The sequence below is a fragment of the Paenibacillus sp. FSL H3-0321 genome (assembly GCF_038002865.1).
Lineage (GTDB): Bacteria > Bacillota > Bacilli > Paenibacillales > Paenibacillaceae > Paenibacillus_AQ.
Genome location: NZ_JBBODH010000001.1, coordinates 503,506 through 520,830 on the forward strand (window position 1 = coordinate 503,506; position 17,325 = coordinate 520,830).

Consider the following 17,325-nt stretch of genomic DNA (forward strand, 5'->3'; position numbering starts at 1 on the left):
AAAGGAGACTGGCAAAATGACAAGCTTTGACCCGCAAGACTCTCGTCTGTCCAAATTATCCGATGCCAAACTTGCGCTGCTGAGCAAAAGGATGAACCGGGGAGAGCATGAGCCGAGAAGGTCCCGTATTATGCAACGGGCAGCCGGAGGTCCGGCTCCATTATCTTCTGCTCAAACCGGAATGTGGTTTATGAGTCAATATGACTCCTTAAGCTCGGAATACAATATGTGTGCTGCTGTAAAAATGACCGGGAATCTTCAAATCGCATCCTTGCAGGAAAGTCTGTCAGCTATTGCCCGCAGGCATGCGGCGCTGCGTACTTCCTTTATCGAGCTGAACGGAGAACCTCAGCAGGTGATGGCGAGCGAGATTAGTATCCCGCTTGAGATTATCGACCTCAGGGGAGAGGAAGAAGATTATGGAGAGGAAACGGCGCTCCGTGCTGCCAAAGCGGATGCGCAGCAGCCATTTGATTTATCGGAAGCGCCGCTTCTGCGGACCAAGCTGTTTCATGTCAGCAGGAATACTTTGATTTTCTATATCAATATGCACCACATTATTTCAGACGGTTGGTCCAAAGGGCTTTTGATCCAAGAAATTATGTCCTGTTATAAAAGCCTAGTGGATCAGGTGGCTGTAAGCTTGCCGGAGCTGCCGGTTCAATATGCGGATTATGCATGGTGGGAACAAGAGTGGCTTCAATCAGAAGGTTACCGGAAGCAGTTGGAGTATTGGAAGAACCATTTACAAAGCCCGCATCCTGTTCTGCAATTACCGATGGAACGTAAATCTCCATTAGTCCCGGCTACTGAGGGTGACATCTGTTCTTTTGAAATTCCAGCGGTATTAACCGCCAAGCTGCGGGAGTTCGGAACGAACGAAGGTGCCACACTGTTCATGACACTGCTGTCTGCCTTCAAGGCCCTGTTGTTCAGATATACGGGACAGGAGAATTTGCTGATCGGTACGCCGGTGGCTAACCGGAACCATTCCGAGACTGCCAATCTGATCGGCTGCTTCGTGAATAGCCTCGTCATCCGTTCGCAACTCTCTGCAGCCTCAACCTTTCGTGAATTGGTTAGGGAGATAAAGCATACATGCCTGAACGCTTTTTCCAATCAGGAAGTTCCGTTTGAAAAGGTGCTCCAAGAACTCCATGTCAGCCGGTCCGCAGGAGTCTCTCCCTTATTCCAGGCCGTGTTCACGCTGCAAAATACGCCGAAACAGAACCTGGAGCTTCCGGGTCTGACATTGGAATACATGAACCTTCATAACGATACAGCCAAGTATAATCTGGTGTTGTCGGTCGAAGAGGAGGGAAGTGTTCTGCAAGGAACGCTGGAGTATCGCATCGGACTGTTTGATCCTGAGGACATGGAGCGCATGGCGGACCACCTGTTAAATATGATGAAGAGTGCGGTTGAATCGCCAGACATTCCTATATCCCGTCTATCCATTATGAGTGGGGCGGAACTGGAGCGGACGATCAAGGAATACAGCGGAGGAGCGTCGGAAGCTCAGCTGCAACATCACAATCTGGTTGAATGGTTTGAACAGCAAGCCTCACATACGCCCGATCACATTGCCTTAACTTTTAATGAAACGGAGCTGACCTACCGGGAGCTCAATGAACAAGCTAACCGGGTCGCCCATTATCTGCTTCAATCGGGGATACAGGCAGAACAATTCATCGGCTTATATATAGAACGGTCAATCGAAATGATCGTCGGTCTCATCGGCATCCTGAAAGCCGGCGGCGCCTATGTTCCGCTTGATCCCGCGCTGCCTGCCGACAGACTAAGCTATATGCTGCGTGACAGCGGTCTGCAGACGATCATCACATCGAATGGTCTTTCCACTTCGCTTTCAGCATATCAAGGCGCATGGATCGAACTTGACGGGCCTGGAATGTTGCTGTCCGGGAAGCCGACAGGCAATCCCAATTGTACCATCTTATCTGGTCATCTGGCCTATATGATCTATACATCAGGTTCAACCGGACAGCCAAAAGGGGTTATGGTAGAGCACGGCAACGCTGTCCGGCTCTTTGAAACCACACAGTCCTACTTCACATTCAACGAAAAAGATGTGTGGACGCTGTTCCATTCCTATGCTTTTGATTTTTCCGTCTGGGAAATTTGGGGCGCACTCCTGTACGGAGGCCGCCTTGTGATAGTACCTTACTGGATTAGTCGTTCACCGGAAGATTTCTACCGTACCCTGCTTCAAGAGCAGGTTACCGTCCTGAATCAGACACCTTCGGCTTTTCGTCAATTGCTGAAGGCTGAAGAATCCGCGTTTCCTGGCACTGAGCTTGCACTGCGTTACATCGTTTTTGGCGGAGAGGCTCTGGATATGGATTCGCTTAAGCCGTGGTTTCAGCGTCATGGGGAACATGCTGTCCAGTTAGTCAACATGTACGGGATAACGGAGACAACGGTTCATACGACGCTTTACCCGATTAGCAGCTTGGATACAAAAACACACAGTGGAAGTATCATCGGCCGTCCGCTGGGCGATCTTTCCATCTATGTGTTGAACGAGCATTTGCAGCCCGTACCCGTAGGCATTCCGGGAGAAATGTATGTCGGCGGCGCCGGGGTCACGAGAGGTTATTGGAAAAAAGCAGAATTGACTGCAGACCGGTTTATACCTCATCCTTACGTTCACGGAGAGCGGCTTTATAAAACAGGGGATTTAGCCCGCTTTCAGTCCGGTGGGAACCTGGAATATATCGGCCGGATTGACCATCAGGTCAAAATCAACGGTTTCCGCATTGAGCTGGGAGAAATTGAGGCTGTATTGAAACAAGTTCCAGAGATTGGCGAAGGGGTTGTGACCATTAGAGAGGAGCAGGGGCTCTCCGTACTGAAACGCCTGGAGGCGTATTTGGTCAAAAAACCTGGAAGGGAGCTAAACCTTCAGGCTATCCGGGTTTACTTAGGGCAAAAGCTGCCGAATTACATGATTCCTGCTGCATTCTATGAACTGGATACCATTCCGCTTACCCATAACGGGAAAGCGGATCTAAAGGCTATTCTGTCCATGAATGTACAGCAGGTCGACGGGGACAGCAGATTCAGCGCCCCAAGGACCGGGGAAGAACAACAGCTGTGCTCGATATGGCAGAAGGTACTCAGTGTTGATTCCATAGGGATTGATGATAACTTCTTCGAACTTGGCGGCGACTCAATCCGGGCTATTCGCGTAAGGGCGGAGGCTCAGCAGTTGGGGATTCTGTTCACGATTCAGCAGCTGTTCGAGCTCCAGACAATCCGTATGCTAGCAGAAGCTCTCAAACCGGAAGTGCAAATCTTACCTGAAGGTACAACACGGACGGCATTTCACGGTCTCAATGAATCGGACCGGTCCAAAATGCCGGACAGTGTCATCGACGCTTATCCGCTGAGCAGGCTCCAATCCGGGATGTTATTTCATTCGGTCCTGCATCCAAACGGCAGCTCCATTTATCACAACATCACCAGCATCACCTTAGAGGGTCAGCTCGAATTCGCAGCTCTCGACAGAGCTGTTCAAAAGGTGGTTTCAAAGCATCGTGTACTGCGGACTTCCTTTGACCTGACTTCCTACAGTGTTCCGCTGCAGCTGGTACACGGGTGGGCTCAAGCTGAAGTGAACATGGACGATCTGCGTGGCATGTCCACGAGGGAACAGGAAGCCGCGTTAAACAGCTGGCATGAAACGGAACGCAGAACTTCTTTTGACTGGACTTCATTTCCATTGTTTAGAATCCATATTCATCTTTTGACCGAAGATACATTCCAGTTTACGCTCACCGAGCACCATGCCATTCTGGACGGGTGGAGTGTAGCCTCGATGCTGACCGAGTTGTTTGGATACTATAACGATTATATTTGGCAACGGGAGCCCATGCAGGAAACCGCACTGTCCATTGAATACTCTAACTATGTGGAGTTGGAACAGCTGACCTTGGAAGACGAGGGTACCCGAAGATTCTGGGAGAAATACCTGTCAGAAGCGGCTTATAACCGATTACCTGGTGCTACAGGGACCGGTAACAACGGTCTGCGGGAAATCGCAATGGATTCCGCTGAATATACTGTTCCGGCTGAGCTTTTTGACGGTGCCAGGCAGCTGGCGGCAATGGCTTCAGTCCCGCTCAAAAGCGTACTTCTCGCCAGCCATCTGTATGTTCTCCGAACGTTATGCAACGAACCTGATCTGGTTACAGGTCTCGTTGCCAACTGTCGCCCGGAAGAGTTGTCTGGAGATCAGGTGCTCGGATTGTTCCTTAATACACTTCCTCTGCGGCTGCAGTTGAAGGATATAAACTGGCTGGAACTGGTGAAGATCACCTTTAAAACAGAAATGGAAGTCTGGCCGCACCGGCGTCTTCCGCTGGACGAAATCCAAAAAATCGCAGCTGAAGGGCAGCCGTTGTTTGATAGCGTATTTAACTTTACCGATTTCCATATTTATCAATCCTTCGCCGGGGCGCAAAATTTGAGCGTCCTGAACGCGGCAGACATAGCTTACACCAACTTTGATTGGATGACCCAATTTAATCTCGACGCGAGATCATCGGAGCTCAAATTGATTTTGCAGTGGAACACTTCTCGGTTCAGCAAAGAGCAAATGGTGCAATTCAAGGAATATTACTTGCGGACCCTGGAATCAATGACTCAGGAACCCTTGATCCGTTATTCGGCGTTTACCCCTCTCCCTGCGGACGAACGGAGAAAGGTCCTAACGGAATGGAACGCTACGCAGTGTGAGTACGAGCTGGACAAGCCCTTGATCCGGTGGATTGAAGAGCAGGCCGAACGGACTCCGGACGCGATGGCCGTCCGATTCGAAGGCCGGGAGCTGACTTACAGCGAGCTGAACCGTCAAGCGGAACAACTGGCTAGACGGCTCCGCAGAATGGGCGCTGGTCCAGACCGGTTCGTGGGCATCAGCGTAGAACGCTCGCTTGAGATGATGGTCGGGCTGCTGGGCATCTTAAAGTCCAGGGCAGCCTATGTTCCGCTGGACCCTACGTATCCCCGGGAGCGGCTGGCTTTCATGCTGCAGGACGCTGGAGTGCCGATCCTGCTGACCCAGTCCCATCTGGCCGCAGGACTGCCGGAGCATGCTGCGCAGATCGTGCTTCTAGACGGGCCAAAGTCCGCACCACCGGAGGAGATTGTGGAAGAGGAACCGGTGAAGTCGGCTGCAGGACCGAAGAATGCGGTGTATATGATCTACACCTCGGGTTCGACGGGTACTCCCAAAGGCGTGATTAATATTCAGGAAGCGGTGGTGAACCGCCTGCTGTGGATGCAGGATACTTTCCGCCTCACGCCGGAGGACCGGGTGATGCAGAAGACGCCGATCAGCTTCGACGTATCGGTGTGGGAGTTATTCTGGCCGCTGATGACCGGAGCCGGGCTAATTATCGCAGCGCCAGAAGGGCATAAGGACCCGGATTACCTCCTTCGGCTGATCCGCAAGGAACAGGTGACGACGTTGCACTTCGTGCCGTCGATGCTGCAAATGTTCGTGGAGCAGCCCGGGGTGGAAAACACCGCGAGCCTGAAGCGGGTGATCTGCAGCGGGGAAGCTCTGCCGTATGAACTGCAAGAACGGTATTTCACGCAGGTCGGTGCAGAGCTGTGGAATCTGTACGGGCCGACGGAAGCAGCGATTGACGTAACCTTCTGGAAGTGCAGCCCGGGAACAGGAACGAGCAACATACCGATTGGATATCCGGTGGCCAATACGCAGATGTATGTGCTGAACCGGGAGCTGCAGCCGGTGCCGGCGGGTGTCACGGGAGATTTGTACATCGGGGGCGTGCAGTTAGCCCGAGGATATCACGGCCGGCCGGATTTGACGAACGAGCGGTTCTTGCCGGACCCGTTCCGCAAAGATACGGGATCACGAATTTATAAGACGGGGGATTTGGCCAGATACGGGCCGGACGGAAGACTGGAGTACGCCGGACGGAGCGATGACCAGATCAAGCTGCGAGGATTCCGGATTGAGCTGGGGGAAATTGAAGCGGCAATGCTGAAGCATTCTGAGGTAGTGGAAAGTGCCGTTGTTGTGCGGGAGGACGGCCGTGCCGGGAAACGGCTGATCGGATACTGGACATCGAAGAAGCCGGGGCGTGTGAGTGGGGCAGAGCTACGGAGCTTTCTGAAAGAGGAGCTGCCAGAATACATGGTTCCGGCGGCGTGGGTGGAAGTGGAGGCGATGCCGCTGACACCAAGCGGGAAGACAGACCGCCGTCAGCTGCCGATGCCGCAGGAGAGCAGATCAGAACTTGCGACAGGGTATGTCCCGCCGTCAACCGAGGCAGAACGCAAGCTGGCTGACATTTGGCAGGATGTGTTGGGCGTAGACCGGGTAGGCGTTAACGATAACTTTTTCACCTTGGGCGGAGATTCGATCCGGAGCATCTCAGTATTATCGAAGGCCTCAACTGCTGGAATTTTCTTTACGCTGCAGCAGCTCTTTGAATTCCCTATGATTTCAGCGCTGCTGAACCAGATTGGAGCCAATACCGCACAGATAACTGAAGTGAGATCCGTCGAGCCCTTCGCGCTGCTGACTCCTGCTGATGCCGTCAAATTGAAAAGCCTTGGAGTTGAGGATGCGTACCCGTTGACTGTTCTTCAGGCAGGGCTTGTCTATCATAGCAAATTGTATCCGAATACTGCTCTGTATCACGATATCATGAGCTTCACGATTAAGGGGCGTTTTGACGAAGAGGCCTTCAAGCAGGCAATTCAAAATCTGTCTGCGCGGCATTCCATTCTTCGGACAACCTTTGATCTATCCTCTTATAGCGAGCCGGTTCAGCTGGTCCATCTGCAGATAGACGAGGCGCTGATCATTATAGATCTCAGCAAGGTATCTGAAGCAGAGCGGAAAGAAGCGCTACACCGGTTCAAGGAGAGTGAGCGGCAGCTACAATTCGATTGGAGCAAGCCGCTGGTTCGTTTCTTCGTGCATGTGCTGGGAGACGACAAATACTGTGCCACCCTTAGTTTCCACGATTCCATGCTTGACGGCTGGAGTGTTAACGCCCTGATCGCCGAACTGTTCACAGACTATATCAAACGGATCAACGGCTCGGCTACTTCGATAAGAGCCTCGGCTGTTCCTTTCCGTGAATATGTGGCTTTGGAGAGGCAGGCGGCCGCCACTGAGGGGGATAAGCAATTCTGGCTGGATGCATTGGAGGGTATGACTTTTAGCCCGGTCCCGCGGATTACTTCCTCACCTGATGTAGCCGGCAGGTTTACGATTCGTTACTGGAAGGTGGATATCCCGCAGCACGTTTCGGATAAGCTTGTCCAACTGGCTGAGGAAATGGGGGTGCCGCTAAAAAGCATTTTGCTAGCCGTACACATGAGAGTTATGGGCCTGCTGGGCGGTACGGAGGATGTGCTGACGGGGCTGGAGCACAATGGTAGACCCGAGGCAAATCAGGCTGAGAGCATGCTGGGCTTGTTCTTGAATACCATTCCGTTCAGGTTAAATCTCAATGTGGAAGAAGACTCATGGGAATCGCTGATACGGGAAACTTTCCGTACAGAGACCACTTTGCTCCCTTACCGTCGTTATCCCATGGCTCATATCCAAAGGGATCAGGGAGGCCAGCCTTTATTTGAGACAGTCTTTAACTACACCCACTTTCATGTGGCTGAGAAGCTGCTGAGGCTGCCTGAGCTTGAATTGACCGATATGGATACTGTGCTTGAAACCGACTTTCCGCTTCGCGCAGAGTTTTCCCGCGATATTGCCACCGGCCATGTCCGTTTTGAACTGCACTACAACGCCTGCATCTTGTCTGAGAGACTGGTCGGCGAAGTGGCAGGCTATTACCAAAAAGCATTCGATTGCTTGCTCAGTAACCGTCATGCCCGTTATCTGCATCAGGATCTGTTGTCCGAGGAGGAGAAAGAGTTGCTTTTGTACCGGTGGAACCAGAACAATGCTTCAAAGGATCCTTCGTTACCGGATGTATCATTCCCTCAGCTATTTGAAGAGAGAGCAGCGAATTGGTCGAATCGGATTGCTGCGAGTGACCGGGATCAGAGCATCAGTTACTTCGAACTGAATACCCGCTCAAATAAGGCTGCTCGTGAGCTGATCGCTAAGGGCGCGGGTCCAGGCGTATGTATTGCTGTACTCGGCCAGCGTAATCTGAATTTCTTGATTACCCTAATCGCCGTTCTAAAGTCGGGAGGCGTCTATGTTCCGCTCGACCCGCATTATCCGGAGGAGCGGATTGCAGATATGGTGGACATAAGCTGCAGCAGGCTGGTGATTACATCAGATGAGTATTCGGAACCGTTTGAGCGCATGATGGAAACCCGAAATTCAGATCAATTATGCGAGATTGTTACAATGACAGAGCTGCTTCAGGCAGAACACGCTACGGATTCCCCCGGCATGTACCCCGGTAAGGATCAGCTGGCCTATATTATTTTTACATCTGGATCAACAGGCCGGCCGAAAGGCGCAATGGTCGAGCACAAAGGAATGATGAATCATCTGTACGCCAAAATAACCGATCTTCAGCTGACCGAAGGTGATAGGATCGCCCAAAATGCATCGCAATGCTTCGATATTTCCGTGTGGCAATTTTTGTCCGGGCTTTTGGTTGGTGGAAGCGTGCATATCTGCGAGGATGAGCTTGTCTATAACGCAGCTGCCATGCTGCAAGTTATTGAACGCAAAGAAATTACCATTCTGGAAATGGTGCCATCGGTGATACGGACGATGCTGGATCAAACCGACCGGATGGATAAAGCGCCTGAATTGCCTTACCTCCGCTGGATGATCCCTACCGGAGAAGCTCTTCCACCAGATTTGGTTAGGCAGTGGTTCGGGCAATATTCCCATATTCCAATGATGAATGCCTACGGACCAACGGAGTGCTCCGACGATGTTACACATTACCCTATTTACGAAGAACCGGCTAACCCGTGGAGCATTGTCCCGATCGGACTTCCGGTCCGTGGCATGGCGATGTATGTGCTGGACAGCCACCTGAGGCCTGTACCCCTTGGAGTGCCCGGTGAGCTTTATGTAGGCGGGGTCGGTGTGGGAAGAGGGTATGTCGGTAATCCCGAAAAAACGTCAGAGGTCTTTCTGGACAACCGATTTGATACTTCATTGGGTTCCAGACTGTACAAAACCGGAGATCTGGTCCGTTACCTTGAGGACGGAAATCTGGTGTTCCTCGGGCGCGTGGATCACCAGGTGAAAATCCGTGGTCATCGCATCGAAATCGGGGAGATAGAGACCGTTCTCGGGCGCCATCCGGGAATTCGGGAGAGCGTCGTAGTCGCGCTAGACAAGCCTCCCCATGAAAAATATCTGGCTGGTTATATCGTTACAAAGCCTGGATTAAAGTTGTCAGCCAAGGAGTTGCGTTCCTATCTGAGAGCCCAGCTGCCCGATTACTGCATTCCATCTTATCTATTGTTCATAGATGCGATTCCGTTAACGCCAAACGGCAAGGTTGACCGGAAACAGCTGCCCCTCCCTAATGAGCATCAGGAGTCGAATGACGAGCCTGTTCTACTTCCTGAGAATGCGCTCCAGCAGTCCATTGCCGCTGTGTGGCAGGATGTACTCCAAAGGGAAACGGTCGGAATCGACGAGCATTTCTTTGAAATCGGTGGGGATTCGCTCCGGTTAATGCAAGTTCACAGTAGGCTTGAGCAGACACTGGGCTGTACGATAGCGATTGCTGATTTATTTCAGTATCCTACCATCAAATCGCTGGCTGTGCTGCTCCATGACTCGGCTGAGCAAGATAAACGCAATCGGGAAGAATTATCCGGGACCATGGAACGGGTCAGCCAGCGCAAGGAAAAGATGAAGAAGCGGAGACAAGCCCGCGATCCACAGGAGTAATCCGGAGAGGAGAGATTCAGATGAATTACGAAACAGAGCAGGATAATGCCATTGCGGTTGTGGGGATGTCCATCCGGTTTCCCGGCGCAGGAACCATTGAGGAGTTCTGGAATAATCTCCGAAGCGGAGTCGAGTCGGTTACCTTTTTTACAGAAGAGGAGTTGGAGAAGAATGGAATTCCTTCTTCGGTCTATAAGCTCGACAATTATGTTTCCGCCAAGCCGGTATTAACAGATATTGACCTTTTCGATGCAGAATTTTTTCAATTGACCCCGAAGGAAGCCAGCTTGATGGATCCGCAGCAGCGTCTGTTTCTGGAGTGCGCCTGGGAAGCGCTGGAGTCGGCAGGGTACCATGGAGAGGATTATCCTGGCCCAATCGGTGTTTTTGGCGGTGTTGGAGAAAGCACCTATTTCTTATTTCATATTTTCAGCCAGCCGGATCTGTTGGAACAGTTAGGGAAGATGCAGAGCAAGCTCTTTAACGACAAGGATTTTTTGAGCACGCGTGTGTCCTACAAACTGAATCTTCAAGGTCCCAGCATGACTGTACAGAGTGCATGCTCTACGGCGCTGGTGAATGTTCATTTAGCCTGCCAAAGCCTGCTTAACGGGGAGAGCGACATGGCTCTTGCCGGGGCTGCCTCTATTGCCATGCCCAATCATTCCGGATATCTCTATGAAGAAGGAAATATTTATTCCGATGACGGACATTGCCGTGCGTTTGACAAAGACTCGGGCGGTACCATTTTCGGAGATGGTGTTGGGATTGTGCTGCTCAAACGTTTGGAGGATGCCCTGAAGGACGGAGATACAATCCATGCTGTCATTAAGGGATCCGCGATGAATAACGACGGAAGCATGAAGATTGGCTTCACAGCCCCCAGCGCCAGAGGACAAGCTAAAGTTATTGCGGAGGCGCTCAGCATGGCAGAGACACCTCCAGAAACAATTGGTTATATCGAAACCCATGGTACCGGAACCAAGTTGGGGGATATGATCGAGATTGAAGCTCTGAAGTTGTGCTATGACCAGCCGGACGACAGCAAAATTATACTTGGATCAGTTAAGACCAACGTGGGCCATCTGAATACAGCAGCCGGGATTGCAGGTCTTGTAAAAACGATACTGATCCTGAAACACGGCCAGATTCCGCCAACGCTACATTTCTCCGCACCTAATCCCCGACTGGGGCTGGAAGATTCCTGTTTCGATATCAATACCTCATTAGTAAATTGGGAATCTCGAAATGCGCCGCGGAGAGCTTCGGTCAGTTCCTTTGGCGTTGGAGGAACCAACGTCCACCTTGTACTGGAAGAAGCTCTACCTCTGCATGCTTTGGAGGAGCAGGAATACTTACAGGTGCTGCCGCTTTCCGCTAAGACGCCCGGTGCATTGGAACAGATGACCGAAAATTTACAAACGTATCTGACTCGAAACGAACAAGCACAATTATCCGAGGTGGCCTACACGCTCCAGTTTGGAAGAAAGACGTTCTCCAACCGCAGACTGCTTGTCTGTTCTGGAAGGGACGAAGCCATTGATCTGCTGCAGCATCCGGAAGACAAGCGCGTCGGAACCCTCTTGCAACAATCGCCGATCGCTGATTCTGAGCCTTATGCAAGCATCTTCATGTTTCCAAGCATTGGCGGGGAGTACTTTGGTATTGGAAGAGAATTATTCGAGACCTTTCCGGTTGTAAAAAGAGAAGTGGAGCGTTGTAACGTTCTCTTTAGCTCTCATCTTGGAATAAACGTCAGGGCGATCATTACTTCGAATGGAAGTAGAGGGGAACCGTATGAGCACCGGCTGGATTCCTTATACAGCCTGCCTGTGAATTTTACAGTGGAATATGCTCTAGCTTCTCTTCTCCTCTCCTGGGGGATTCAGCCAGCAGCCGTTATCGGTTGCGGAACAGGGGAATACGCGGCAGCTTGCGTCTCCGGCATACTCAGTTTGGAGAATGCAGTCGCATTGGTATCCGCTCGCGTAAGGCTGATGCTTACAGTCGAAGCTACATCTTCATCCTCCGAAGAGCCGGAGCCTGGCATAACCGCGTTCAAGGGAGAAGTAGATAACCTTGAGTTCCTGACGCCGCACCTTGCTTTCGTCTCCTCTGTAACCGGCACCTGGATTTCTGAAGCTGAAGCTACAGATCCAAGCTATTGGCTTCGGCATTTGCAGAGCCCTGAACGATTCGAGGCAGGAATTCAGCAAATCAAACGTCAGGGATCCAGATTCTTGTTCAGCGAAGTCGGGCCTCTCCAGGTTCTAGGCGCGAGAGTGCAGCGCATGTTCACAGCACAAGGCCAGACCACATATACATTCAGCACGTTAAAAAGGATACATCAGGAGCAATCCGAAGTGTCCAAACTCCTATATCTTGGCGGGATGCACTGGGTCTGCGGTCAAACGATAAATTGGAGTGAAATGCGTCTTGATCAAGGGCCTGGCCGCCGTATTCCGCTGCCTACGTATCCGTTCGAGAGAAAACGTCACTGGATCGAATCTAATTTTTCCGCAGTATTCGGAGGGGAAAGGGATGGCATGATTCAACACCCGCCGGGAATGAACGTAGCAGAGGATAACACTGGCGGTCCCGGGGAGACAACAAAGGAAGAACAGACAGCGTTCATTATCGCCGGAATTTTCGAGGATATTCTCGGTGTGGAGCAGCCGGGTCCACAGGATAACTTCTTTGCACTTGGCGGAAATTCACTTGTTGCCGCACAATTTTTATCGAAGATTAATCATACTTTCCAGTCTCATTTCTCGATGGAACTGATATTCATGGCCCCGACTGTACTAGGGATTGCAGCCGAGGTCAACCGCTTGCGTAGCGAGCAGGTGCAAGACCAGGAGACACCTGGACATCATCCGGTGCTGGGGTCCAGCGCACCAGACGATATTCATCTGGACCCGCAGGTGGCTGAAAGCATTCGGACTCTTGCAGGCCTCTCCGGGAATGAGGCCTTGGAAACTGTAGATGACAGGATCTTCCTGACAGGGGCTACAGGGTTCATCGGGTCACACGTGCTATGTGAGCTGCTTCGAGACACCCAAAGCGATATCTACTGCCTTGTCCGGGCTTTGACGCTACAGGAAGCGATGGAACGGATCTCATCCGTTATGCAGCGCTACTTGATTTGGACGGAGGACCATCGAGATCGCATTATTCCCGTACTGGGGAATTTGGATGAGGAAAGGCTGGGAATAAGCGAAGAGCAATTTGTCGATATCGCCAGCACAACGTCGGTCATTTACCATATGGCTGCTTGGGTGAACTGGATCTATCCGTATTCCGAGCTGAGAGCCGCGAATGTTCTCGGTACTAAAGAAATTATCCGGCTCGCTTCTTACAGCCGTTTGAAGCCTGTACACTTTATGTCTTCTGTTGCTGTGTTTGATTCCCAAGAGTTGCCTCTGACCCGGGTATGTTACGAGAATGAAGACATCGGGCATTTGCGAACCTTCCAGACCGGTTATGCGAACTCCAAATGGGCTTCTGAGCAGTTTCTGCTTGAAGCCCGGGCTTGCGGTCTTCCCGTTTCTATTTTCCGCTCGGCCTATGTAACGGGAAGCAGTCTGAATGGAATAAGCAATATCAATGATTTTGTCTTCCGCATGGTAAAAGGGTGTATCCAAATCGGGGCTGCTCCATACACCGATTTGTATGTCAATATAGCGCCTGTTGATTTTGTGGCCCGATCTATCGTCTTCCTGTCCGGACAAGGAGACAGCTGTCAGCCTATTTATCATATTACCAATCCGGAAACCGAAACCTGGCTTTCACTACTTGAATGGATTCAAAGTTATGGATATGTACTCGATCTGATCCCGGTTAATGATTGGAACGACAAGCTGGAACAAGCCATCCGGGAATCCAAAGACAATGCGCTGACACCTTTTTTATTCTATTTTGCTCCCGAGAAAGAGCCGCATACACCCGGTCAAAAGATTCCTGTACAGGGCAAAATGTACGATATGCAGAATACGGCGGATAGACTTACAGACAATTCCATCCTATGCCCAAAAGTAGACGCTTCCCTATTGACCCGATATTTTGACTATCTGGTGGATTGCGGTTTCTTGGTAAGTCCATTCGCTGCAAGACTATAGCTTATAGAAAGCAGGTTGTTCATATGATCTATTCATCGGTAATTGATCTGATCGGCAGTACACCCGTTGTCGCTTTGCATACAATCGCTCCTTCGGATGGTGCGCAGGTTTTTGTCAAAATCGAGGGCTTTAACCCAGGGGGGAGTATGAAGGACCGAACCGCCTTTAATATTATCAGGCAAGCTGAAGCCAGTGGAGATTTACAGCCGGGCGGGGTTATCGTTGAATCGTCATCGGGTAATTTAGCGATCGGACTGGCCATGATTGCCCGTATCAAAGGCTACCGGATGATTGCCGTAGTCGATCCCAAAATCAACCGTGTAAATCTCAGGATTCTGCAAGCCTATGGGGCGGAGATCAGAATGGTTAATCATCCGGATAAGAACGGCAATTATTTGGCTGCCAGACTTGAACTGGTTCAATCCCTGAGTGAACAGCTGGAGCATGTATACTGGCCTAATCAATATAATAATCCCGCCAATCCAGAAGCGCACCGGTTAGGAACTGCCCGGGAAATCTTTCAAGATTTCGGACAGGATTTGGATTGGGTAGTAACTCCAGTTGGAACAGCAGGGCTATCAACAGGTTGCAGTATGGGTTTAAAGGAGCTCATTCCGGATATTAAGGTTATGGCTGTAGATGCAGAAGGGTCTGTTATCTTCGGGACCCCCCCTGGCCCCAGACTCCAGGTAGGGCTTGGAGCAGCGGTTGTTCCCGGCAATTTGCGGCCAGAGTTCTTTGATAAAGTTGTTCACGTCACAGACCGGGAAGCATTTCAAATGACACGCAGGCTTGCACTGGAAGAAGGAATCTTGGCGGGCGGGTCCTCAGGATCCGCCATCCACGCAGGTATACAATTAGCCAAATCTTTACCTCCCAGTCAAAAGGTGCTCATCATCCTTCCAGACCGTGGCGAACGATATTACGATACGATCTTCTCGGATGCTTGGTTAGAAGAACACGACATTTTAATGGATGAAGATATCAAGGATCGGTATGTAAATCTCCATTCTACAATCCCTGAAATGAGGATTTCTCAATGAATAAACTTCATCTGAATATAAAGGTCCGGCTTGCTGAATCATTTTTTTCCTCGTTTATCACGTTTATGTTTCTGCCATTTATGGCGATTTATTTTGCCAAATATTTTGGTGAGACGCTTGCTGGTATTCTGGTAGCGGTGATTACGGTAGTCGGTTTGGTATCAAGCCTGTACGGAGGACAGCTTGCCGACAAACTGGGCAGAAAAAAGATTATGCTTTTATCGGAAGTGCTCCGGTTTGTCGCCTTATTCTTTTTAATTTTTTGCAATTCCCCCTGGCAAACATGGCCAAACCTTACTTTTGTTTTGATGATCCTGCTTAACATTGGAAGTGGACTTGCTCTTCCTGCGGCCCAAGCGATGGTGGTCGATGTTAGTACACCGGACAACCGGAAGTTAATTTATCGTCTGGAATATTGGTCCTCGAATTTGGCTTTAGCCATTGGTGTCGGGCTGGGAGGCGTGTTATTCTCAAACCATTTGTTCGAACTATTGATTATCGCGGCTGCCGGCTCGTTGCTATCATTTATTATCGTGAAATTTCTCATAAAGGAGACCTTCTTCACAGAGTTCAAGGAACGTGTACACCTGCGCAAGTTATATTATGATTATAAAATTACCTGGAACGACAAATTGTTTATGATCTACATTCTGGCCTCGATACTGGCATTATCATTGGAATTCCAGGTAATGAATTATACAGGTGTGCGGTTATCGAATAGTACGGATCAGTTTAGCTTGTGGAGTACGGACCGCTTTCAGTTCTCATTAGGTGGTGTGGAGCTTTTTGGGCTGTTGCGTTCAGAGAATGCGGTTATCGTAATCCTGTTCTCGTTGACAGTCGGCTTATTAAGCAGAATTATTAAGGATCGGTGGCTTCTCATATTAGGGGTTCTTATAAACGCAGTTGGCTATTATTTTATTGCGATTGGTAACAATGCCTGGCTGTTATTGGCTATGATGATTCCTGCTACGGTTGGAGAATTGATGTTTTATCCGGTAAAACAAACCTATCTGGCGGAAATTGCACCTGCGGAGAGCCGCAGCGTATATATGGCGGTCAATAGCCTGGTTGGCAGGGCCGCTACAATGCTGGGTGGAGCGGCGATTACGATTGGTCATTGGCTTCCGGTGTGGCTGATGGGATTGCTTTTTCTGGGTACAGGAGTGATGGCGGCCTGGTTATTTGTAATCTTTATGAACAGAATGGAGGAGAGGGCCGCACCGCTTGATTCCACAACAAGCCCCACAATTATGCAGTAACTTGTAAGACGTGGGTCCAGAGAAAGGAGACGACAAATGAGTATGGAACAAGAAGTTAAACTTTTTTGTATCCCTTATGCAGGCGGGCTTGCGGGGGCTTACAACAGTTGGAGACAGTATATAAGTCCTGGCATATTGCTGTACCCGCTCGAATTATCCGGGAGGGGAAGACGCTTCGGAGAACCTATATCTACTGATGTATCCGAGACCGTTCGTGATCTGCTAGAACAAGTGAAGCCGGAAATGAATGGGGGACCATTTGCCGTACTTGGTCATAGTCTAGGAGCGATACTTGCCTATGAGCTTGTCGAAATGATACATAATGAGCTGCAGTTGGATCCGGTCCATGTGTTTTTTTCTGGAAGATCTCCTTTGCATCTTGCAGTAGAGGGCAGCCAGCACCTTCTTCCCGATGATGAGTTCTTGGACTATCTTGTAAGTCTCGGCGGGATTTCTCTTGAACTTCAGCAACATGATGATCTGCTTAAGATGTTCCTCCCAATTACTAGGTCTGATATGCAGATGGTTAAGAATTACCGCCTATCTGTTGATAAGATTACCCTGTACAATCTAATCTTTCTGTCTTGTTCGGTCAGGATGATACGATTGATAATCTCAAGCAGTTAGAGCATTGGGCGCTGTACAGCGAGGCAGATTGTAGAATTAAAGGATTTTCCGGGGGACATTTTTTTGTTATCCAAAATGCTCCGGAAGTGGTTGCTTTTATTAATAAGACATTGCAAGGATAAAATAAAGCCAGTGCTGTTTATTTTTCAATTTTAGATTTACAAATAGATTCTTAAAACAGTGCTGGCTGTGAACGTATATACATAGAGAACGCTAGTGCTGCTAAAGATGATCGAGTCGAGTTATAAGAGGCTCTCGATGCATTAAGCGAGAAGAAGGCAACTTGTACAGGGAATTGAGCATACGGAAATGTAAGCTAAGTACATTGTATGTGCTATCAAGTGAAAAAAATTCCACTACCCCTTTCATACGAC

General features: G+C 50.0%; 5 protein-coding genes. All 5 read left to right on the forward strand.

What is annotated here, in order from left to right; translation table 11 throughout:
- Positions 1-16: 16 nt before the first annotated feature.
- Genes MHI45_RS02000 through MHI45_RS02020 form a run of 5 tightly spaced genes read left to right on the forward strand, consistent with a single transcriptional unit; the run spans position 17 to position 16,951 of the window.
- Positions 17-9,901: a non-ribosomal peptide synthetase gene (locus tag MHI45_RS02000; RefSeq protein WP_341118890.1), complete on the forward strand. Its 9,885-nt coding sequence runs from the start codon at positions 17-19 to the stop codon at positions 9,899-9,901.
- A 20-nt stretch (positions 9,902-9,921) separates the two neighbouring features.
- Positions 9,922-14,019 (forward strand): type I polyketide synthase, encoded by a 4,098-nt coding sequence (locus tag MHI45_RS02005; protein WP_076111059.1) that lies wholly within the window; start codon positions 9,922-9,924, stop codon positions 14,017-14,019.
- Between the two features lie 23 nt (positions 14,020-14,042).
- Entirely contained in the window at positions 14,043-15,062 is a 1,020-nt protein-coding gene (gene sbnA, locus MHI45_RS02010) for a 2,3-diaminopropionate biosynthesis protein SbnA (RefSeq protein ID WP_076111061.1), read from the forward strand.
- The gene (locus tag MHI45_RS02015) at positions 15,059-16,324 is read left to right on the forward strand and encodes an MFS transporter (protein WP_076111062.1); all 1,266 of its coding nucleotides are present in this window, start codon (positions 15,059-15,061) and stop codon (positions 16,322-16,324) included. The genes sbnA and MHI45_RS02015 overlap by 4 nt, the downstream gene beginning before the upstream one ends.
- A gap of 36 nt (positions 16,325-16,360) precedes the next feature.
- Positions 16,361-16,951, forward strand: a complete 591-nt coding sequence (locus MHI45_RS02020) for a thioesterase II family protein (RefSeq protein WP_083675662.1) — start codon at positions 16,361-16,363, stop codon at positions 16,949-16,951.
- The last annotated feature ends 374 nt before the right edge of the window (positions 16,952-17,325 follow it).

What these genes read in the sequence shown, in the direction of transcription:
- MHI45_RS02000 (WP_341118890.1), top strand. Translation starts at nt 17, where the DNA reads ATGACAAGCTTTGACCCGCAAGACTCTCGTCTGTCCAAATTATCCGAT.
- MHI45_RS02005 (WP_076111059.1), top strand. Translation starts at nt 9,922, where the DNA reads ATGAATTACGAAACAGAGCAGGATAATGCCATTGCGGTTGTGGGGATG.
- sbnA (WP_076111061.1), top strand. Translation starts at nt 14,043, where the DNA reads ATGATCTATTCATCGGTAATTGATCTGATCGGCAGTACACCCGTTGTC.
- MHI45_RS02015 (WP_076111062.1), top strand. Translation starts at nt 15,059, where the DNA reads ATGAATAAACTTCATCTGAATATAAAGGTCCGGCTTGCTGAATCATTT.
- MHI45_RS02020 (WP_083675662.1), top strand. Translation starts at nt 16,361, where the DNA reads ATGAGTATGGAACAAGAAGTTAAACTTTTTTGTATCCCTTATGCAGGC.